Source organism: Nocardia higoensis (assembly GCF_015477835.1).
In the GTDB taxonomy this organism is placed as follows: Bacteria; Actinomycetota; Actinomycetes; order Mycobacteriales; family Mycobacteriaceae; genus Nocardia; species Nocardia higoensis_A.
Window position 1 is genome coordinate 2865118 of record NZ_JADLQN010000001.1, and the last position, 20583, is coordinate 2885700.

At 69.3% G+C, this 20583-nt stretch carries 19 protein-coding genes; 7 read left to right on the plus strand and 12 right to left on the minus strand.

Annotated features, from left to right (window positions below; genetic code table 11):
- Nucleotides 1–12: 12 nt before the first annotated feature.
- Nucleotides 13–594 carry an aminoacyl-tRNA hydrolase gene (pth, locus tag IU449_RS12990; RefSeq protein ID WP_195002035.1) on the minus strand — a complete coding sequence of 194 codons (582 nt, stop codon included), beginning with the start codon at nucleotides 592–594 and terminating at the stop codon, nucleotides 13–15.
- A 36-nt stretch (nucleotides 595–630) separates the two neighbouring features.
- A complete protein-coding gene (locus IU449_RS12995; protein ID WP_195002036.1) occupies nucleotides 631–1224 on the minus strand; it encodes a 50S ribosomal protein L25/general stress protein Ctc in 594 nt (197 codons plus the stop codon).
- 370 nt (nucleotides 1225–1594) lie between these two features.
- Here IU449_RS12995 and IU449_RS13000 point away from each other — a divergent pair, with 370 nt between their 5' ends.
- Complete coding sequence (locus IU449_RS13000) at nucleotides 1595–3238, plus strand: peptide chain release factor 3 (protein WP_195002037.1); 1644 nt, start codon at nucleotides 1595–1597, stop codon at nucleotides 3236–3238.
- Nucleotides 3239–3275: 37 nt separating this feature from the next.
- Here the strand turns inward: IU449_RS13000 and IU449_RS13005 are convergent, their stop codons facing one another.
- Both IU449_RS13005 and IU449_RS29020 read right to left on the minus strand, forming a co-directional pair.
- A complete protein-coding gene (locus IU449_RS13005; protein ID WP_195002544.1) occupies nucleotides 3276–3812 on the minus strand; it encodes a nuclear transport factor 2 family protein in 537 nt (178 codons plus the stop codon).
- Between the two features lie 442 nt (nucleotides 3813–4254).
- Nucleotides 4255–5130: an Abi-alpha family protein gene (locus tag IU449_RS29020; RefSeq protein WP_324188210.1), complete on the minus strand. Its 876-nt coding sequence runs from the start codon at nucleotides 5128–5130 to the stop codon at nucleotides 4255–4257.
- 183 nt (nucleotides 5131–5313) lie between these two features.
- Between IU449_RS29020 and IU449_RS13015 the strand changes: the two genes are divergently transcribed.
- Together IU449_RS13015 and IU449_RS13020 are read left to right on the plus strand one after the other, a co-directional pair.
- Nucleotides 5314–6684, plus strand: coding sequence for a hypothetical protein (locus tag IU449_RS13015; protein WP_324188211.1), 1371 nt, complete (start codon nucleotides 5314–5316; stop codon nucleotides 6682–6684).
- Entirely contained in the window at nucleotides 6675–7568 is an 894-nt protein-coding gene (locus IU449_RS13020; RefSeq protein ID WP_228803950.1) for an Abi-alpha family protein, read from the plus strand. The genes IU449_RS13015 and IU449_RS13020 overlap by 10 nt, the downstream gene beginning before the upstream one ends.
- A gap of 69 nt (nucleotides 7569–7637) precedes the next feature.
- Here the strand turns inward: IU449_RS13020 and IU449_RS13025 are convergent, their stop codons facing one another.
- A complete protein-coding gene (locus IU449_RS13025; RefSeq protein WP_195002038.1) occupies nucleotides 7638–9455 on the minus strand; it encodes an ABC-F family ATP-binding cassette domain-containing protein in 1818 nt (605 codons plus the stop codon).
- 125 nt (nucleotides 9456–9580) lie between these two features.
- Nucleotides 9581–10504: a 4-(cytidine 5'-diphospho)-2-C-methyl-D-erythritol kinase gene (locus IU449_RS13030; protein ID WP_195002039.1), complete on the minus strand. Its 924-nt coding sequence runs from the start codon at nucleotides 10502–10504 to the stop codon at nucleotides 9581–9583.
- A 145-nt stretch (nucleotides 10505–10649) separates the two neighbouring features.
- Between IU449_RS13030 and IU449_RS13035 the strand changes: the two genes are divergently transcribed.
- Nucleotides 10650–10856, plus strand: coding sequence for a heavy-metal-associated domain-containing protein (locus IU449_RS13035; protein ID WP_195002040.1), 207 nt, complete (start codon nucleotides 10650–10652; stop codon nucleotides 10854–10856).
- Between the two features lie 45 nt (nucleotides 10857–10901).
- Here IU449_RS13035 and rsmA read toward each other — a convergent pair whose 3' ends face one another.
- From rsmA to IU449_RS13050, 3 genes are all read right to left on the minus strand, one after another.
- Complete coding sequence (gene rsmA / locus IU449_RS13040; protein WP_195002547.1) at nucleotides 10902–11807, minus strand: 16S rRNA (adenine(1518)-N(6)/adenine(1519)-N(6))-dimethyltransferase RsmA; 906 nt, start codon at nucleotides 11805–11807, stop codon at nucleotides 10902–10904.
- 141 nt (nucleotides 11808–11948) lie between these two features.
- Nucleotides 11949–13073 carry a resuscitation-promoting factor gene (locus tag IU449_RS13045; protein WP_195002041.1) on the minus strand — a complete coding sequence of 375 codons (1125 nt, stop codon included), beginning with the start codon at nucleotides 13071–13073 and terminating at the stop codon, nucleotides 11949–11951.
- Nucleotides 13074–13261: 188 nt separating this feature from the next.
- The gene (locus IU449_RS13050; protein ID WP_195002042.1) at nucleotides 13262–14089 is read right to left on the minus strand and encodes a TatD family hydrolase; all 828 of its coding nucleotides are present in this window, start codon (nucleotides 14087–14089) and stop codon (nucleotides 13262–13264) included.
- Nucleotides 14090–14270: 181 nt separating this feature from the next.
- Here IU449_RS13050 and metG point away from each other — a divergent pair, with 181 nt between their 5' ends.
- Nucleotides 14271–15839: a methionine--tRNA ligase gene (gene metG / locus IU449_RS13055; protein ID WP_195002043.1), complete on the plus strand. Its 1569-nt coding sequence runs from the start codon at nucleotides 14271–14273 to the stop codon at nucleotides 15837–15839.
- A 45-nt stretch (nucleotides 15840–15884) separates the two neighbouring features.
- Here metG and IU449_RS13060 read toward each other — a convergent pair whose 3' ends face one another.
- Nucleotides 15885–16637, minus strand: coding sequence for an isocitrate lyase/PEP mutase family protein (locus tag IU449_RS13060; protein WP_195002044.1), 753 nt, complete (start codon nucleotides 16635–16637; stop codon nucleotides 15885–15887).
- A 70-nt stretch (nucleotides 16638–16707) separates the two neighbouring features.
- A complete protein-coding gene (gene soxR / locus IU449_RS13065) occupies nucleotides 16708–17199 on the minus strand; it encodes a redox-sensitive transcriptional activator SoxR (protein WP_195002045.1) in 492 nt (163 codons plus the stop codon).
- A 156-nt stretch (nucleotides 17200–17355) separates the two neighbouring features.
- On the opposite strand from soxR, the gene IU449_RS13070 reads away from it, so the two are divergent.
- Together IU449_RS13070 and IU449_RS13075 are read left to right on the plus strand one after the other, a co-directional pair.
- Complete coding sequence (locus IU449_RS13070) at nucleotides 17356–18621, plus strand: arginine deiminase (RefSeq protein WP_195002046.1); 1266 nt, start codon at nucleotides 17356–17358, stop codon at nucleotides 18619–18621.
- Between the two features lie 8 nt (nucleotides 18622–18629).
- Nucleotides 18630–18986: a GntR family transcriptional regulator gene (locus IU449_RS13075; RefSeq protein ID WP_195002047.1), complete on the plus strand. Its 357-nt coding sequence runs from the start codon at nucleotides 18630–18632 to the stop codon at nucleotides 18984–18986.
- Nucleotides 18987–18990: 4 nt separating this feature from the next.
- Here IU449_RS13075 and IU449_RS13080 read toward each other — a convergent pair whose 3' ends face one another.
- A complete protein-coding gene (locus tag IU449_RS13080; protein WP_195002048.1) occupies nucleotides 18991–20583 on the minus strand; it encodes a dolichyl-phosphate-mannose--protein mannosyltransferase in 1593 nt (530 codons plus the stop codon).

Below are 20583 nucleotides of genomic sequence, written 5' to 3' on the forward strand. Positions count from 1 at the left end.
GTGCGGCCAGAGTCAGTGCAGTTGGTTCTGCGCGGCTTCCAGACCGAGGCGAAGCAGCAACTCCACGGCGTCGGCGGCCTGTTCGACGATCACCGGCACCTCCTTGCGCTCGGCGGCCGCGAACGGCTTGAGCACGAAATCCGCGGGATCCTGACGGCCGGGCGGACGCCCGATGCCTAACCGGACCCGTAGATAGTCCTTGGTGGTCAGCGCGGCGGAGACCGAACGCAGCCCGTTGTGGCCCCCCTCGCCGCCGCCCCGCTTGAGGCGCACCGCGCCGAAGGGCAGATCGAGCTCGTCGTGGACGACGATCACCTCGGTCGGCGGCACCGAGAAGAACTTCGCCAGCGCGGCGACCGGTCGGCCGGACACATTCATGAACGTGCGCGGTTTGGCGATCAGCACCTGACGCCCGTCCAGGCGCGCCTGGATCAGGTCGGCGCCGGATTTCTTGTGCACGGCGAAACGGCCGCCGACGCGCTCGGCGAGCGCGTCGGCGACCATGAAGCCGACATTGTGCCGGGTGCGTTCGTATTCGCCGCCCGGATTGCCCAGGCCGACCACGAGCGCGGGCCCGGTGGCCGGACCGGTCATCGCTGTGTTGTCCGGTGTCGTCTCGTTTACGCCGAATTACTCGGCGGACTCGCCCTCGGCGGCTTCACCTTCGGCGGCCTCGGCGGCGGGGGCGGCGATCACGTTGACGATCAGCAGCTCGGCGTCGCCGGCCAGGGTCACACCGGCGGGCAGCTCGAGCGAGCCCGCGGTGAACTGGGTGCCCGCCTCGGCGCCCTCGACGGAGACCTCGATGGTCTCGGGCAGGTTCAGCGCCTCGGCCTCGATGGACAGGGTGGTGGCTTCCTGGGTGACCAGGGTGCCGGGGGCGGCATCGCCGGTCACGGTGACGACGACGTCGGCGACGACCTTCTCGCCACGCTGGACGATCAGCAGGTCGGCGTGCTCGATGTAGCGGCGGATCGGGTGCACCACAACGGACTTGGTGAGCGCCAGCTGCTTGGTGCCCTCGATGTCGAGGTTGAGCACCGCGTTCGTGCCGTGCTCACGCAGAATCGCGGCGAACTCCTGGGCGTTCAGCGACAGGTGCTTCGGCTCGGCCTGGTGGCCGTACAGAACGGCGGGCACGTTGCCCGCGCGGCGGGTGCGACGTGCGGCGCCCTTACCGAACTCGGTACGGACGGAGGCTTCGAGGACCTTGACGTCGGACATGACTGGATCTACTCCTACGGCTCTTCCGGGCTGGTCAACAGTTCCCGACAGGGTGGGTGGCGCCCTGCATGGTGGGGTGGTCTACTCGTCGGGGCGAGGACCGAACATGGACGGCCGGAAGCCGCGCCGCGTCGATCACGGTGTCGCACACATGCGTCACACGTCTGGAGGACACCCTCGCCGAGACAACCCGAACACCATACCTCGAGCGCGGCATCCGCCTTGAATCGGCTGGTACGCGAGATGCCTGACGGCGGTGGACGCACGCGGCAACGCCCCGACGGCCGCGCGGGCGGAGCGCGCGATTAGGCTGGCTCGGTTGTCCGCCCTGTCTTGTCCCCTCACCGATCCGCGCGAAAGGCTCCCCATCGTGACCGCCCCCGAAGACGTCGCCGCGCCCACCCCCCGCGGGCTGCCCGCCGAAGTCGCCCGGCGCCGCACCTTCGCGGTCATCTCGCACCCCGACGCGGGCAAGTCGACGCTCACCGAGGCGCTGGCCCTGCACGCCAAGATGATCTCCGAGGCGGGCGCCATCCACGGCAAGGCGGGTCGCAAGTCGACCGTCTCGGACTGGATGGAGATGGAGAAGGCGCGCGGCATCTCGGTCAGCTCCACCGCGCTGCAGTTCAACTACCGCGCCGCGGGCAGCGATGTCGACAGCGTCGTCAACCTGGTCGACACGCCCGGTCACTCCGACTTCTCCGAGGACACCTACCGGGTGCTGACCGCGGTCGACGCGGCGGTCATGCTCATCGACGCGGCCAAGGGCCTGGAACCGCAGACCCTCAAGCTCTTCCAGGTCTGCCGTCATCGCGGCATCCCGGTCATCACCGTCATCAACAAGTGGGACCGCCCCGGCCGCGCGCCGCTGGAACTGCTCGACGAGATCGAGGAGCGCATCGGCCTCACCCCGACCCCACTGTTCCTGCCGGTCGGTATCGCGGGTGACTTCCGCGGTCTGCTGCGGCGCGGCCCCGAGGGCGCGGCGACCGAATACATCCACTTCACCCGGACCGCGGGCGGGGCGACCATCGCCCCGGAGGAGTCGCTGACCCCCGAGCAGGCGCAGGCGCGCGAGGGCGAGGCATGGGCCACCGCGGCCGAGGAGAGCGAACTTCTCGCGGCCACCGGGCAGGACCACGACCAAGAGATGTTCCTGGCCGGACAGACCTCCCCGGTCATCTACGCCTCGGCCATGCTCAACTTCGGCGTACGGCAACTGCTGGAGACGCTGGTGGCGCTGGCCCCGGCGCCGGGTCCGCGCCTCGACATCGCCGGAGTGCCGCGTCAGACCACCGATCCGTTCAGCGCGGTCGTGTTCAAGGTGCAGGCGGGCATGGACACCGCGCACCGCGACCGCCTGGCCTTCATGCGCATCGTCTCCGGCGAGTTCGAGCGCGGCATGGTCGTCACGCACGCGCAAACCGGGCGGCCGTTCGCCACCAAGTACGCGCTGACCGTGTTCGGCCGGGAACGCTCGACGGTCGACACCGCCTACCCCGGCGACGTGGTAGGCCTGGTGAACGCGACAGCGCTGGCCCCGGGCCACACGCTGTTCGTGGACAAGAAGGTGGAGTTCCCGCCGATCCCCTCGTTCGCGCCGGAACACTTCGCGGTGCTGCGCGCGCAGAGCGCGGGCAAGTACAAGCAGTTCCGCAAGGCCATCGACCAGCTCGATTCCGAGGGGGTCGTCCAGGTGCTGCGCAACGATGTGCGCGGCGACGCCTCGCCGGTGCTGGCGGCGGTGGGTCCGATGCAGTTCGAGGTCGTGACCGCGCGCATGCTCGCGGAGTTCAATGTCGAGACCACGATGGAGCATCTGGGCTACTCGCTGGCGCGGCGCACCGACGCCGAATCCGCCGACGAACTGGGCCGCCAGCGCGGGGTGGAGGTCTTCACCCGCACCGACGGCGTGATCCTGGCGCTGTTCAGCGACAAGTGGCGGTTGCAGTACATCGAGAAGGAGCACCCGAAGCTCACCCTGGAGCCGCTGGTCGCCGCCGCCGACAACTGATCGGCGGACTCCCGGCCGCCCGAACCCGGCCCCGGGCTCAGGCGGTGTCGGATTCGCGGTAACCCGAGGTGGCGCGCGGATCGCGCTGGATCGAGGTCACTCCGTCCTCGTGCGCGATGATGCCCCAGCGGACCGAGGTCACCCGCAGGCTCGGCAGATCGCTGAGCGAGAGCACCACCTCGTAGGTGCGCTCGTAGCCGGTGTGGCTGATGCGCCACTTCCCGTCGTCGCAGCGGACGTAGCGATCGGTGTAGTAGGCCGCGCCGCGCATCAGCAGGTTGTGTTCCGGGATGAGCACGGTGTCGGCGAGCAGCCAGGTGCCGGTCGCGGTGCCGCCGGTGATGTCGATCTCGGGGTGGTCGCAGCGATGCTCGGTGATGACGCGTGGTCCGAGGGTGTTGCGCAGGAAAGCCACGAACGCCTCGCGCGACTCGAATTGCAGGTATTCGCTGTAGGTGGCGGTGGCCTCGGGGATCATGGTGTCGGCCAGGTCTTCCCACGACTTGGTGTCGAGGCTGCGCAGGTAGCGGTACTTGAGCCGGGTGATGGCCGCGATCTCGGCGAAGGTGGCCAGATCGGTGGCGGCGGCGGCCTCGCGGGAGGCGGCGGTCTCGGAGAAGGCGACATCCTCGGGAGACAGACCATCCTCGGAAGACAGACCATCCTCAGGGGACACGCCGTCCTCGAAAGAAGGGTCCGGCCGGCCGGAGTCCGTCCCGGCGGCGTCGGTCTCCGCGGCGTCGGCCCCGCCGAGGGTGGTGTCGGAAAACGATGCGGCGACCTCCGCCGCATCGGGTGGCCCGGTCGACCGATCGGAGCGCTCGCCGCGGGCGAAGATGTCCGCGACCTCGCCCGGGTCCCGGTCGTGCTCGCCGTTGCGCTCCATACCATTCACCATCCCATCGTCGGGACGCGGTACCGAGAGCCTTGCCCAGATCTGTATCAGATCGCGACCCGCGCCGGGCCACGGCCACCGCGCCGACCGCAGCCGCGATCAGTGGGTCACGATCGGAGGATCACAGACCGAGCGAGAAACAGGTGCGGCAGAAATCCTCGCCGAACTCGGTGAGCCGGATACTCTTGCGCACGATCTTCGGCGCGCGGCCTGCCTTCTTCAACGCTTCTTCGACGATCGGCTGCACCTCGAGCACCATGTACCGGCTGAGCACCACCGGATCGTCGGAGGTGCGGGTGAGCCCGAGCCGGTTGAGGTTGATCAGATAGGAGCGGGCGCGGTCCGGGTAGCGCACCCCCGCCTGTTCCGGCACCGAGGTCAGATCGCCGCTGACCAGTTCCGAGCCGATGCCCAGCGGCCGGTTGGTGCGCACGTCCACCGAGGGCTGCGGGCCGTTGAGCGCCATGAAGCGCAACATCCGGGCTTCGTCGGGAGCCAGTTCGTCGAGGATCCTGTCGTAGGCCGGGTGCACGTCCTCGGTGAAGTACACGTCCGCCGACCTGGCCAGCAGCGCGTCGCCACGGCGGCGCAATTCCGCGGTCGTCGCCGAGCGCAGGTAGGACCCCACCGGGATGGCCTGCTGATTGGGCCCGGAGGGGGTGGGTACATAGCTGACGATCTCGCGCACCGATCCCTCGGTGACGCCGAGCGCGCTGCGGGCGATCGAGCGCAGGGCATTGCCGGTGCGCTCGGCGATGTCGGCGGAGGACTCCCCGTCCAGGGCCGCCTTGGTGATCTCCTTGGTCACCTCGAGCGAGGTGTTCACCGCCCACTGGCTGCCCCGCACAGCGGTGCCCGCGGCGAGCCCGGCGGCGCGGAACACGCCGCGGATCAGCCTGGCCTCATTGCTGATCTGTCGCTGTTCGACGTCCGAACCGCGTTCGACCGAGCGGGAGCCGGCCCGGGCCACCCCCTGTGCGGTCCTGTCGTCTGCCACGTCAACTCCGAAGTATCGCCAAGTGAACGAATCCGCTCACAGATTATTGCCCGCACGCACCTCGCCGCGAACCCGACCGTCCGCATCGGAAGCGGACATTACCCTGTGCCGCGGACCACCCGCGTTCCGACACCGTAGGGCCGATCACAATGCGACCCGTTCCGCATGGTGGTGCTACTTTGAGTGCCCGGTGAGGAGGTGGTCACCGGAATTCCGCAGGAGGGTGTCGTCGTGTTGGAGAGCGTTTTCGGTGTGCACCCGACGATCCTGCTCGAGCTTGTGACAATTCCCCTTTTCACTGGCGTCATCGGATACATCACCAACTGGACCGGCATCCTGATGCTGTTCCAGCCCATCAGCTTCCACGGCATCAAGGTACTCGGGCTGCGTTCGCTGTATCCGTTCCTGCCCAAGCGTATCCAGGTGCTGCCGCTGCTCAGCTACGACGGCAGGCTCGGCTGGCAGGGCATCGTGCCCTCGCGGGCGGACAAGATGGCCAGCATCGCGGTCGACAAAGGCTTGTCCAAACTCGGCAGTGTCTCGGACTTCTACCGCGAACTCGACCCGGACAAGCTCGCCGAACATCTGGCCGCCACGGCCGACGCGCAGATCACCGACATCATCGAAGAGATATTGCGCCGCGAGCATCCGCAACTCTGGTACAACCTGCCCAGCCAGGTCCGGGAACGCGTGCACGCGCGAGTTCGCCAGCAACTGCCCGACATCCTGCGCGAACTCACCGACGAACTGGGCAAGAACATCGATCAGCTGCTCGATGTCAAACAGATGGTGATTCGCTATTTCCAGGCGCGCCCGCACCTGTTGAACACGCTGTTCCAGGTCCTCGGCGCGAAGGAACTGCGTTTCATGCAGAACTTCGGCTTCTATTTCGGCGCCCCGATGGGCGTCGTGCTGGTGGCGGTGCTGCACCTGACCGGACTGTCGTCGTGGGTGGTGCTGCCGGTCGGCGGCGTGATCATCGGCTGGGTGGTCAACTGGATCGGCCTGAACATGATCTTCGCCCCGGCCTACCCGAAGTGGTGGTGCCCGTGGCGCCAGGGCCTGCTGATCAAGCGTCAGCACGAGATCACCGACGGCTACGCCGAACTCGTCTCCTCCCAGGTGATGACGGTCGCCAACATCGGCGACGAACTGCTCAACGGCCCGCGCTCGGACCGCACGCTGCAGATGCTCGAGGAGATCCTGCGTCCGGCCGCCGACCGCGCGCTCGGTGCGGCGCGGCCCGCGGTGAAGTTCGTGCTGGGCAGCCGGGAGTACGACACGCTGCAGAAGACGCTGACCAACGAGGCCATGTCGATCGCGCCGATCGCCTTCGCCGACCCCGAATTCAACGTCCGCCAGGGCAAACAGATCGGCGACTACATCGCCAAGCAGATGGCCGCCCTCGCTCCGCCCGACTTCGTGGACATGTTGCGCGCGGCCATCAAGCAGGACGAGTGGCTTCTTTTCGTTCATGGCGGTGTGCTCGGCCTGCTCGCCGGATACGCTCATATCCTGATCTTCGGAACGGAAGTGGCGACGACATGGATATGACGGACTCCTCCGACGGCGACCATACGCCGGGCGATCCCGGTCATCCCGCCGGCGAGCCGGCGCCCCGGCCACAGGCCGCGCCGGTATCGCGATCGCGACGGGTCTCCCTGGTCAAGATCCCTCGATTCGAGATCATCTCCCCACTCCGGACCGCGCGGACCGCGGGCGGCGTCGCCAAGGTGGCGCTGACCGCCGCGGGGGAGGTCGCCGCCTGGTCGGTGGACACCGCGATCGGTGTCACCGGCACCGTGGTCAAGGGGTCGATGTCCGGCATGCCCGCCCGAGAGGTGCTCGCCGAGGCCGAAGCCGAGGTACGCGACGCGGTCCGGCGGGCGCTGCGCCTGCCCCCGAGCCCGGACACCGAGGCACCGGGCCTGCCGACCCTGCGGGAACAGGGCGCGGCGCTGTTGCGCCTGTCGGCCGGCGCCGAACACGACCAGGCCGACATCCACCCGGCTTACGCGGGCATGCTGGCCGAACTCACCCCGGACGAGGCGCGCATCCTGCGCCTGCTCTACCGCGACGGTCCGCAGCCCGCCATCGATGTCCGCATCGGGCGCCCGCGCGGGCTCGGCGCCGAGCGGCGGGTCGACGGACTGTGCGTGATCGGCGATCACGCCGGACTGCGCTTTCCGAACCGGGTGCCGCAGTATCTGACCAATCTGCGCAGGCTGGGCCTGATCGAGATGGCCAAGGAACCGGTCGACAACCCGAACCGCTACCAGTTGATCGAAGCCCAGGCCCCGGTGCGGGAGTTGTTGAAGCGCTCCGGTTTCGGCACCAAGGTGCACTACCGCAGCATCGTGATCACGCCGTTCGGCGAGGACTTCGTGCGTACCTGTCTGCCGGGGATCGTGCAGGGCCGCAGCGCCGAATCCAGCTGAGCCGAGCTCGCCCACCCGAATTCGCCCAGCCGAATTCGAGTGGGCGCCGTCGAGCGGGGCTCGGACGGGTCAGGCGTCTTCGGCCAGTTCGAGCCAGCGGGATTCGGCGGCTTCCTTCTCCGCGAGCACCTGCTGGAGCTCGGCGCCGAGGGTGACCAACTTGTCCGGATCGGTCGCCGCGTCGACCAGGGCGACGTGCAGGCGCTGTTCGCGTTCGGAGAGCTTGTCGATGGCGCGCTCCAGCTTGGCCAGTTCCTTGCGCGCGGCACGATAGGCGGCCGAGTCGGTGGCCGGAGTGCCGGCGGCCGTGGCCTGCCCCGAGGGGCCCGCTTGCCGCGACGTGGCGGTACCACCCGACTGCCCGGTGGTGGCCGAGCGACGACGCAGGTACTCCTCGATGCCGCCGGGCAGGTTGGTCAGCTTGCCGTCGCCGAACAGCGCCCAGGTGGAGTCACAGATGCGCTCGATCAGGTATCGGTCGTGGCTGATGACCACCAGCGTGCCCGCCCAGTTGTCGAGCAGATCCTCGAGCTGCTGCAGGGTGTCGATGTCGAGATCGTTGGTGGGCTCGTCGAGGAGCAGGACGTTCGGTTCCGACATGAGGATGCGGGTGAGCTGCAGCCTGCGGCGCTCGCCGCCGGACAGGTCGCCGACCGGCGTGCGCTGACGGGCCGGGGTGAAGCCGAGACGCTCGGCCAGCTGCCCGGCCGAGATCTCCTTGTCGCCCAGCACGATGCGCTGCGCGACCTCCTGCACCGCCTCGAGCACCCGCATGTCGGTGGGCAGATCGTCGAGTTCCTGGCGCAGCCAGCCGATCCGCACCGTCTGGCCCTGGATGCGCTTGCCCGCGGCCGGTTCCACATCGCCCGCCAGCACGCGCAGCAGCGTGGTCTTGCCCGAGCCGTTGACCCCGACCAGACCGACCCGCTCCCCCGGCGCGAGCCGCCAGGTCAGATCGCGGACCAGTTCGCGGCCGTCGGGGGTGGTGAGCGTGGTGTCCTCCAGCTCGATCACCACCCGGCCGAGGCGTTTGCGGGCGAAGGAGGCCAGGCTGACGCTGTCGCGCGGCTCCGGCACGTCGGCGATGAGCGCCTCGGCCGCCTCCACCCGGTACCGCGGCTTGGAGGTGCGGGCCTGCGGGCCGCGACGCAGCCAGGCCAGTTCCTTGCGGGCCAGATTGCGCCTGCGCGCCTCGGTCGCGTCGGCCTGGCGGGCGCGCTCGGCTCGGGCGAAGATCCAGTCGCCGTAGCCGCCCTCGTAACTCTCGACCTTGCCGCCGACGACCTCCCAGGTGCGGGTGGCGACGGTGTCGAGGAACCAGCGATCGTGGGTCACCACGACCAGCGCGCTGCGCCGGTCGAGCAGGTGCCGGGCCAGCCACTGCACACCCTCGACGTCGAGGTGGTTGGTGGGCTCGTCGAGGACCAGCAGATCCAGATCGCGCACCAGCGCGGCGGCCAGCGCGACCCGGCGGCGTTCACCGCCGGAGAGGTTGGTGACCACGGTGTCCAGGCCGAGGTCCTGGATGCCGATGCCCTCCAGCACCGAGCGCACCCGGGAGTCGGCGGCCCACTCGTGCTCGGCGAGTGAATCGCTCACGGCGTCGTCGGTGAGCCCGGCGAGCACCACCTCGCCGATGGTGGCGCCCTCGGGCAGCACGCCGCGCTGAGTGACCACGGCCATCCGCAGCCCGCCGAGCCTGCTGACCCGGCCGGAGTCGGGGGCTTCCAGACCGGTGAGCACCTCGAGCAGCGTGGTCTTGCCGCCGCCGTTGAGGCCGACCACGCCGATGCGCTCGCCGGCGTGCACGCCGAGGGAGACGCCGTCGAGCAGCGGGGTGATCCCGAAGCTCTTGGAGACCTGCTCGAGATTGATCAGGTTGGACATGAAACCTTCCGACTCACCGGTGACGCGGCTGCGCGGTGATCGCGCGGCTCGCCCGAAGTGTTGGCGCCAGTCGCGCGAACCGGACAAGCCTACCGAGGGCGTCGCTCGCCGAGACCGGCGCGGGCTCAGTCCTCCCGCTCGATCACCCGGGCGCCCGGGACAGGTCCGCTCGCGGTGCGGATCCCGCGCGCCACTCCCGCGCCCGCCAGTTCGGCGGCGACGGAGACCGCGGCCTCGGCGCTCTCGCAGAGGAAGGCGCAGGTGGGGCCGGAGCCGGAGACCAATCCGGCCAGGGCGCCCGCGTCCACTCCGGCGCGCAGGGTGCGGCGCAGGTCGGGAGCCAGGGAGACCGCCGCGGCCTGCAGGTCGTTACCGAGCAGCGGGGCCAACTGCCCGGGGTCGCCCGCGGCCAGTGCCTGCATGAGTGCCTGCGGGTCGCCGAGGCGCGGGGGGTCGCCGTGTTCGCGCAAACGGTCCAGTTCCGCGAACACGGTGGGGGTGGACAATCCGGTCTTGGCGATGGCAAGCACCCAGTGGAAGGTGTTGCGGGACAGCACAGGAAGCAACCGCTCGCCGCGTCCGGTGCCCAGCGCGGTGCCCCCGTGCAGGGCAAAGGGCACGTCGCTGCCGAGTTCGGCGGCCACCGCGGACAATTCCTCGCGGTCCAGACCCATGTCCCACAGTTCGTTGAGGCCGACCAGGGTGGCGGCCGCGTCGGCACTGCCACCCGCCATTCCGCCCGCGACCGGGATGCCCTTGTCGATGACGATCTCGACCAGCGGCGCACGACCGACCATGTGCGCCAGGCGAACCGCCGCCTTCCACACCAGATTGCCGCGGTCGGTGGGCACCTCGGCGGCGCCTTCGCCGTTGACCCGCACCGTGAGCGCCGCGGCGGGCGAGATCCGCAGGTCGTCGCCGAGCGACAGCGCCTGGAACACCGTCGTCAGATCGTGGTAGCCGTCCGGACGCAGGTCGCCGACGCCGAGGTGCAGATTCACCTTCGACGGCGCGCGCACGAGAACCGGACTTGGCACAACTGACAGCACGAGAGCACAGCCTAACCCCTGTCCCCGACACCCGCCGGGCGCAGGCACGCACCACGACCACTTGCCACAAATACCCCCTAGGGGTATGTTCGAGGTGGCGGGCAGACCGACCGCCCGGAGCAACGACATCGGAGGAGTCACGACCATGACCACGACCACCTACACCGTCAAGGGCATGACCTGCGGCCACTGCGCGAGCGCGGTCGAGAGCGAGATCAGCAAGATCGACTCGGTGACCGGCGTCGCGGTGGACGTGGCGTCCGGTGCGGTACGCGTGGAGAGCACCGCACCGCTGGCCGACGCCGATGTCGTCGCGGCGGTGGACGAAGCGGGCTACGAAGTCGCACTCTGACCCCATGCCCGGCGACGACGGCAGCGTCTTCGATGTCGCCCGGCCTCAGCGCTGGGCGGCCAGCCGCACATAGGCGGCCGTATCCAAGGTTTCACCGCGCGCGGTCGGGTCGATCCCCGCGGCGACCAGAAGACGCTCGGACTCGGCCGTACCGCCGGCCCAGCCCGCCAGCGCGGCACGCAAGGTCTTGCGCCGCTGAGCGAAGGCCGCGTCGACGACCTCGAAGACGCGGCGGCGGTGTTCCTCGTCGGTCGGCCACGGCGGCTCGGCGTAGCGCTGCACCCGAACCAAGCCGGAATCGACCCGAGGAACCGGCCAGAACACCTGGGTGCCGATCGCGCCCGCCCGGCGCACCGACCCGAAGAAGCCGGCCTTCACACTGGGCACGCCGTACACGCGGCTGCCCGGTTGGGCGGCCAGCCGGTCGGCCACCTCCGCCTGCACCATCACCAGGGCCGTCGTCAGGCTCGGCAGTTCGGCCAGCAGATGCAGCAGAACCGGCACCGCGACGTTGTAGGGCAGATTCGCGACCAGCGCGGTCGGCGCGAAGGGCAGTTCCCCGGCCCCCACCCGCAGTGCGTCGGCCCGCACCACATGCAGCCGATCGGCCAGCGTGGGCGCGCGATCGGCGACAGTGGCGGGCAGATGCTCGGCGAGCACCGGATCGATCTCGACCGCCACCACCTTGTCGACGACATCGAGCAGCGCCAGGGTCAGCGAGCCGAGGCCGGGGCCGACCTCGAGCACGGTGTCGGTGCGGCCCACCCCGGCGGCGGCGACGATCCGGCGCACGGTATTGCCGTCGTGCACGAAGTTCTGTCCGAGCTGCTTGGTCGGGCGTACGCCGAACCGCTCGGCCAGCGTCCGCACCTCGGCGGGCCCGAGCAATGCGGCCTCGCCGCGCGCTGAGGTCTGCGCGCTGTCAGCGGCCTTGCTGCCGACAGGGGTCACGCCGTCGCCCACCACCGAACCGTCGGCTGCGGTCTCGGCGCGGTCGGAGTTGTCACCTCGAGCGGGGATATCGGCGGACGGCACCGCACGAACCTACCAATCGCCGGGCCCGCCGCCCCTCCGCCCGCCTCGGTGGTGAGCTCACACGCCCATACGGGCGGTGCAAGCGGGCCAAGCGCCCCACCCCTGACGGGCGCGGGTGACCTCGGCGATGGCGATCTGCTCTTCGCGGGTGGCCATGTCGGCGCGCGGCGCGTAGCGCAGACCACCCTGGCGCTCCCAGGTGCTCTGATCGAACTGGATGCCGCCGTAGTAGCCGTTGCCGGTGTTGATGGCCCAGTTGCCGTTGGACTCGCAGTCGGCCAGCGCGTCCCAGAGGTCGCCGTCGCGGACCGGTGGCACTTCGGTACCCGGCTTGGCGCCCTTGCGGACGGTCGTGGGCTGGGCGGGGATCTGCACCACGGAGTCGATCGCGGTGCGCTCGACCTCCCGGCCGTTGACCTTGGTGACGGCGAAGGTCACATCGTGCACGCCGGGGGTACCCGGCTCCTCGACGATGGTCCGGCTCATGTTCATGGTCTCGTCGTGGATGACGTTCTCCGGCGGATCCAGCGGAAGGGTCTCGGTGATGTTCTCTACCCGTTTGCGGGTCACCACCACCTGCATGCCCTCGGCCAAGGGCGTGTCCGGGGCGGGTTCGACCGTGTCCTGCTGGACCAGCGGGACACCGGCCACCGAGAGGAATTCGCCGACGGTGGGCGCGGCCAGGCGGACGTCGACGGGCTCGCCGATGCCGTCGAGCAGCGAGACCGTGCGCGGGCTGGCCACGTTCAGCACCGCGCCGGTGAGCGGCAGCGGGTTGTCACGGCCGGGCCGGACGTAGACGTCACCGGGCAGATTCAGCTGTTCGAGCGCTTCACCCGCGGTCAGGCCGGTGGTCCAGACCTGGCGCAGCCTGCCGTCCACCGAGAGCGCCACCTCGCGCGCACGGTTGAGCACGATGGTCGCACCGTCGACCACGGAGGAGCCGAGCCCGGGCTTCACCAGGTCGCGATCGGTCACGTCGAAGCCGGCCGCTCGCAGCACCCCGGCCACATCGCGCGACATGGTGGTGCGCACTGTCTGATTGCCGTCCACCACGACGGTGACGGTCTTGCGGTTCACGATCGCCATGGCGGCGCCGACGATGAGCGTCAGCAGCAATGCCGCCACGGCCGCGTAGAGCAGCGGTGAACGCGACTGGTTGATCTTCGCGAGCGGAGACATGATCACAGGACAATAACGAGGGGAATTCGACCCGACAACCGCAGCGGGGTGAACAGCCGGATCCTCGATCACGGTCCGATATCGACGCCGCAGCTAGCCGACATCACTCGCCATTGTCTGTGATCTGTCTCACATATGCGTTTTCGATCTTCCCGTTCCGGTAAATGCCCGAGCCGGTTCCCCGGAATTCAGATGCGATAGAGCCTGCGAGCGTTCGCCGTGGTGATCTCGGCCAATTCCTGCGGGTCCTGCCCGCGCAATTCGGCCAGCGCGCGCACGGTGTAGGGCAGGCAATAGGACTCGTTCGGCGCGCCGCGGAACGGATGCGGGGTGAGATACGGCGCGTCGGTTTCCACCAGGATCTGCCCGTCGGGCACCACCTTCGCCGCCTCGCGCACCTCGTGGGCGTTCTTGAAGCTGACATTGCCGGAGAAACTGAGCACGTATCCCTCGTCGACGCAGGCCATCGCCATGTTCGGGTCCGAGGAGAAGCAGTGGAAGATCACCGTGGCCGGCGCGCCCTCGTCCAGCAGGACGGTCAGCAGATCGTGATCGGCTTCGCGGTTGTGGATCATCAACGGCTTGCGCACCCGCTTGGCCAGGTCGATGTGCCAACGGAAACCCTCGATCTGGGTCTCGATGTCGGCACAGCCGTCGAGCTTGCCCGGCCAGTAGTAGTCCAGCCCGGTCTCACCCACCGCGACCGTGCGGGGGTCGGCGGCGAGGCGCTCGAGTTCCGCCTCGGCCTCGGCGTCGAGCGCGTTCGCGCGGGTCGGGTGCAGGGCCACCGCAGCGAACACGCGCGGATCCCAGTGCGCCGCGTCGACCGCCCAGCGCGCCGCGTCGAGATCGTCGGCCACGGTCACCACGCGCCCCACACCGACCTTCTCCGCCCGGTCGAGGATCACCGCCGTCGACTCGGCGTCCGTGGCGCCGCAGGCATCCAGGTGGGTGTGTGCGTCGACCAGCGGAGCGAGCGGTTCGGGCAGGTCTGGGGCAGGACGCTTGGCGCTCATCGATCTCCTGACTGGCGACTTCACGTGGCGAGCGGTGCCGCGCGGGTACGAATTCGGCGACTCCACCGGCCTCGCGAGATCGGCCGGGCCGGCCTCCGCGGGGCGCGGCGTCCACCGCACCGGCCGTAGTGTCGATGCGATACCCGCGTGCAGTCGCTGTCCAACTACAGTAGTCAGCACCATGAACGCGGACGCACCAGCCTTCTACGTCACCACGGCCATCGCCTACCCGAACGGCGCACCGCACATCGGGCATGCCTACGAGTACATCTCCTCCGACGCCATCGCCCGGTTCAAGCGCCTCGACGGCTTCGACGTGTTCTTCATGACCGGCACCGACGAGCACGGTCAGAAGATGCAGCAGACGGCGGCCGCCGAGGGCATTCCGGTCCAGGATCTGGCCGCTCGCAACTCCGATGTCTTCGAACGGCTGGACAAGGCCCTCGACATCTCCTACGACCGGTTCATCCGCACCACCGACGCCGACCACCTGCGCGCCAGCGAGGTCATCTGGCAGCGGATGCTGGCCAACGGCGATATCTACCTCGACAACTACTCCGGTTGGTATTCGGTGCGCGACGAGGCTTTCTACACCGAGGAGGAGACCACGCTGCTCGACGACGGCAGCCGCATCTCCACCGAGACGAAGACGCCGGTCACCTGGACCGAGGAATCGAATTTCTTCTTCCGGCTCTCGAAGTACCAGGACAAGCTGCTCGCGCTGTACGAGGAGCACCCGGAATTCGTCGCGCCCGCGACCCGCCGCAACGAGATCGTCAGTTACGTCAAGGCGGGGCTGAAGGATCTGTCCATCTCGCGCACCACCTTCGACTGGGGCGTGCCGGTTCCCGACCACCCCGATCACGTGATGTACGTGTGGGTGGACGCGCTCACCAACTACCTCACCGGCGTCGGTTTCCCCGATCTGGATTCGCCCGAGTTCCAGAAGTACTGGCCGGCCGATCTGCACATCATCGGCAAGGACATCACCCGTTTCCACACGGTGTACTGGCCCGCATTCCTGATGTCGGCGGGCGTGGCATTGCCGAAACGCGTTTTCGTGCACGGCTTCCTGTACAACAAGGGCGAGAAGATGTCGAAGTCGGTCGGCAATGTCGTCGACCCCCTCGACCTCGTCGACGAATACGGCCTCGACGCCGTGCGCTTCTTCCTGTTGCGCGAGATCTCCTACGGTCAGGACGGCAGCTACAGCCACGAGGCGATCGTCTCGCGCATCAATGCCGATCTGGCCAACGAATTCGGCAATCTGGTGCAGCGCAGCCTGACCATGGTGAACAAGAATTGCGACGCGGCGGTGCCCACGCCCGGCGCGTTCACCGACGAGGATCGCGCGCTGCTCGACCGCGCCGACGGCCTGCTCGAGCGCTGCCGCGCCGAATTCGACAACCAGCAACTGCATCTCGCGCTCGAGGCGATCTGGCTGACGCTCGGCGAGACGAACCGCTACTTCTCCGCGCAGGCCCCGTGGGCGTTGCGTAAATCGGGCACCGAAGAGGACCTCGCCAGGATGGCGACCGTGCTCTACGTCACCCTCGAGGTGGTGCGCATCGTCGCCATCCTGGTGCAGCCGGTCATGCCGGGGTCGGCGGCGCGGATTCTGGATCTGCTGGGGCAGCGGGCTCGCACGTTCACCGATATCGCGACGCCGCTCACGCCCGGCACCGCACTGCCCGCCCCCGCGCCGGTGTTCCCGCGCTATGTGGAGCCCAAGGACGGCGAGACGAAGTAGAGCGGCGAGAACCGGACCACGTCAACGGTTCTCGCCGGTCTCGACTCACCGCCAGCCGGCCAGCAGACGCTCGGCCTCCTTCGCGAGGGCGGCCTGCAGGAACGGCCCGAAGCTGATCCTGGCCACACCCTGTGCGGCCAGCTCGGCCTTGGCCGGGATGTCGGGGACGCCGATGGCGTTCACCGGCAGCGGCAGCCGGGAGGTGAGCGCGCGCATGTCCTCGGCGGAGTGCCTGCCCACCGGGTACAGCACGTCCGCGCCCGCCTTCGCCGCCAGCGTCAGTCGGTCGACGGCGCGATCGAGGCGATCGGACTCCTCGCCGTCCTTGCGCAGGAACAGGTCGGTGCGCGCGTTGACCACCACGTGCACCCCCGCCGCGTCGGCGTATTCGCGCAGCCCCCGCACCAACTCGGCGTGCTCCTCGGCGCCGCGCAGGCGACCGCCTTCGCTGTGTACGGTGTCCTCGATATTGAGGCCGACCGCACCCGCCTCGAGCAGGCCGTCGACGAGCTGGGCCGGGCTGAGCGCGTAGCCGGATTCGATGTCGACCGAGACCGGTACGTCGACGGCGGCGGTCACCTGCCGCACTCTGGTGAGCAGTTCGGTGTAGGTCATGCCCTCGTTGTCGGCGCGGCCCACCGAATCGGCGACGGGATGGCTGCCCATGGTCAGTGCCGGAAATCCCGCTGCCACCGCGAGGTTCGCCGACCAGGCGTCCCACACGGTCGGCAGCACGACGGGATCGCCAGGGCGGTGCAGCGCCAGCAGGGCCTTGGCTTTGCTCTCCAGAGTCGTCATGCCTTCGATCATGGTCGCCGTGCGCCCGGCCCGCAGCCCGACACGCACGGTCGCGCGGCCACGCCCGCCGTCAGTCGCAGCTCTGCTCGGCGGAGTCGACGCGGCAGGCGTGCGTGTCGAGAACCCGCGCGCCCGGCCCCTCGTCGCCGAGGCGGTCGCGTTCGTTGACGATCTTGCACACGCCGAGCGACAGGCAACCGCAGCCGATGCAACCGGTCAGACTGTCGCGCAAGCGGATCAGCTGCTCGATGCGATCGTCCAGGTCGGCGCGCCAAGTGGTCGACACCGTCTCCCAGTCGCGCTTGGTGGGGGTGCGACCCTCGGGCAGCCGATCGAGTTCGGCCTTGATCTCGCTCAGCGGGATGCCCACCCGCTGCGAGATACGGATGAACGCCACCCGGCGCAGCATGTCACGTGGGTAGCGACGCTGGTTGCCGCTGGTGCGACGGCTGGAGATCAGGCCCTCGCGTTCGTAGAAGTGCAGAGCCGACACCGCGACGCCACTGCGCTGCGACAGTTGACCGGGGGTCAATTCCTTGGCTCGCCAATCGGCTGTCGACATCACGCTCCTTCGCTCGAGGTGAACCATACTTCAGGTTCACCGCGCCCGGACCATTTCGGACACATGAGCATAAATGTTTCTTTCCGACGCCGAATTCCCGGGACGGCGCGCCGCGATCAGCGTGCTCACCGGGGCCGGGCGCATTACGGTCGGAGCATGAACCACCACGGCTGGAGCACGGACCACGGTTACGGCGTCACCTCCGAAGTGGGCGTGCTGCGTACGGTGATGCTGCACCGGCCGGGTGCCGAACTGCGCAGGCTCACGCCGCGTAACAGCGATCAGCTGCTCTTCGACGGCATCCCCTGGGTGGAGCGCGCCCAGCAGGAGCACGACATCTTCACCGAGGTGCTGCGCGGGCGCGGGGTGGAAGTGCTGCTGCTGGCCGACCTACTGGCCGAGACACTCGAGGTCAGCGGCGCGGCCCGTGTCCAGGGCATCAGCGCCGCCGTCGACGCGCGCAGGCTCGGGCACACTCTGGCCGACGAGCTGGCCGGTCACCTGCGCGGCGTGGCGGCCCGGGAACTGACCGAGATCCTGATGGCGGGCATGACCTTCGACGAACTCCCGTTCGCCCCCGACGGCACCTCGCTGGTGCGCCGGATGCACCACGGCAGCGACTTCGTCATCGATCCGCTGCCCAATCTCCTGTTCACCAGGGATTCCTCGTTCTGGGTCGGCCCGAGGGTGGCGATCACCTCGCTCGCACTGCCCGCCCGGATGCGGGAGACCTCGCTGACCGACCTGGTCTACGCGTTCCACCCGCGCTTCCTCGGTGTGCGCCGGGCCTACGAATCCCACACCGCCCCCATCGAGGGCGGCGACGTGCTGCTGCTCGCGCCGGGAGTGGTCGCGGTCGGCGTCGGCGAACGGACCAGCCCGGCGGGTGCGGAAGCCCTGGCGCGCAGCCTCTTCGACGACGATCTCGCGCACACCGTGCTGGTGGTGCCGATCGCGCAGAGCCGCGCCACTATGCACCTGGACACCGTGTGCACCATGGTCGACACCGATGCGGTGGTGATGTATCCGGCGCTGCGCGACGAACTGCGCGCGTTCACCATCCGGCGTGGCGATGCCTACGAGGGAAGGGACCACGGCGGGCGCGCGGATCCCTCCGGGGTCACCATGGCCGGACCCGACCCGTTCCTGCCCGCCGCGGCCGAGGCCATGGGCATCGGCAAGCTGCGGGTGATCGACACCGGCTCGGATGTGGTGACCGCCGAACGCGAGCAATGGGACGACGGCAACAACACCCTGGCGCTCGCCCCCGGCGTGGTCGTCGCCTACGAACGCAACGAGGTGACCAATGCCCGGCTCGCCGACGCCGGGGTCGAGGTGCTCACCATCCCCGGGTCCGAGCTGGGTTCCGGCCGCGGCGGCCCGCGGTGCCTGTCCTGCCCCCTGTCCCGCGAGACCGTCTGAGAGTCCACGTGCGCAATCTCACGATCGATCACGACACCTCCGAACCGCCGTTCGAGCAGCTGCGGACGGCCGTCTTCGCCCGGGTCCGCTCCGGCGAACTGGCCGCGGGCACGAAGATGCCGACCGTGCGCGCGCTGGCCGCCCAACTCGGGCTGGCACCCAATACCGTCGCCCGCGCCTACCGGGAACTCGAGGAGGACGGCGTCCTGGAAACCCGCGGCAGGCTGGGCACCTTCATCGCCTCCTCCGGCGATCCCACCAACGACGCCGCGGGCCGGGCCGCCGTCGCCTACGTCGCCACGATCCGGCGGCTCGGGCTCGACGACGAGGCCGCCCTGCAGTTCGTGCGCGCCGCGCTGGACTGACCGCCTACCGCCAGCTGGGCAGCCAGAGCCGGATCTGCCACTCCTGCGGGCTGATCGCCATCGCCGACATGATCGGCCAGAACCAGATGAAGTTGGCGACCACCAGTCCCAGGTAAAGGCAGACCGCCAGCAAGCCGAGATTGCGCCGCTCGTCGGGAACCAGGAAGGCGTTCCGGTCGACGGAGCGATGCGGAGCCGCGCGGGCGGGGCCGATGATGTCGCCGAGTACCAGCGCGACCGCCATCATCAGGAACGGGGCCAGCGGGACCGCGTAGAAGAAGTACATCTGCCGGTCCAGCGTCAGGAACCACGGCAGCAGCCCCGCGCCGTAGCCGACGAGCACCGCGCCATAGCGCCAATCCCTGCGCACCGCACAGCGCCACAATCCCCAGGCCAGCACCGGCAGCGAGATCCACCAGATGGCGGGCGTGCCGATCAGCATGACCGCCTTCACGCACTGTCCTGGCTCGCAGCTGGCGACATTGTCGGCGTAGTAGTACAGCATCGGCCGCAGACCCATCGGCCACGTCCACGGCTTGGACTCCCAGGGGTGGATGTTGCCCGCGGAGTTCGTCAGCCCCTCGTGGAAGTGCAGGGATTCGCCGCTGTAGAACCACAGCGAGCGCAGCGCCTCGGGCAGGAACGACCAGGTGCCGTCGGTGCCGAGCTGGTTGCCCACGGCGTGCCGGTAGACCGCGGTCTCGCTGGTGAACCACGCCCAGTACGACGACAGGTACACCCCCAGCGGCACCAGCACCAGCGCGTACAGCGCCGGACCGACATCGCGCACGACGGTGCCACGCCACGGACTCGGCACACCGTAGGCGCGGCGGGCCGACAGATCGAAGAAGACGCTGAGCAGGCCGAACGCGGCGATGAAGTACAGGCCCGACCACTTGGTGCCGCAGGCCAACCCGAGCAGCACGCCCGCGCCGAACCGCCACCAGCGCACGCCCAGTCGCGGACCCCATCGGGTCATCGCGATCCGGCCCTCGGCGTCGGCGCGGGCCAGGCGTTGTCGCACGTCGTCCCGGTCGACGATCAAGCAGCCGAACGCGGCGGTCACGAACAGGGCCATGAAGATGTCGAGCATGCCGATGCGCGAGGACACGTAGAGCACGCCGTCGGCGAGCATCAGGATGCCCGCGATCGCGCCGACCAGGGTGGAGCGCGCCATCCGCCGCACGATCCGGATCACCAGCAACACCAGCACGGTGCCCGCCAGCGCGGCGGTGAAGCGCCAGCCCCAGCCGTTGTAGCCGAACAGCAGCTCGCCGATCGCGATCATCTGCTTGCCGACCGGCGGGTGCACGACCAGGCCGTAGCCGGGATTGTCCTCGACCCCGCCGCCGGTCAGCATCTGCCACGCCTGCGGGGCGTAGTGCTTCTCGTCGAAGACCGGGGTGCCGCCGTCGGTCGGATAGTTCAAGGCGCTGAACCGGGTGACGGCGGCCAGTGCGGTGAGCACCGCGGTCACCAGCCAGCCACGCAAGGTGTCGACCGGCCCGAAATCCGGGGAAGGGCGGAGCGGGGCGGGGCTCGACCAGGTGGTGGCCACGGCCCCGGGTGCGGTCGCGCGGTCGGTCACCTGGGTCAC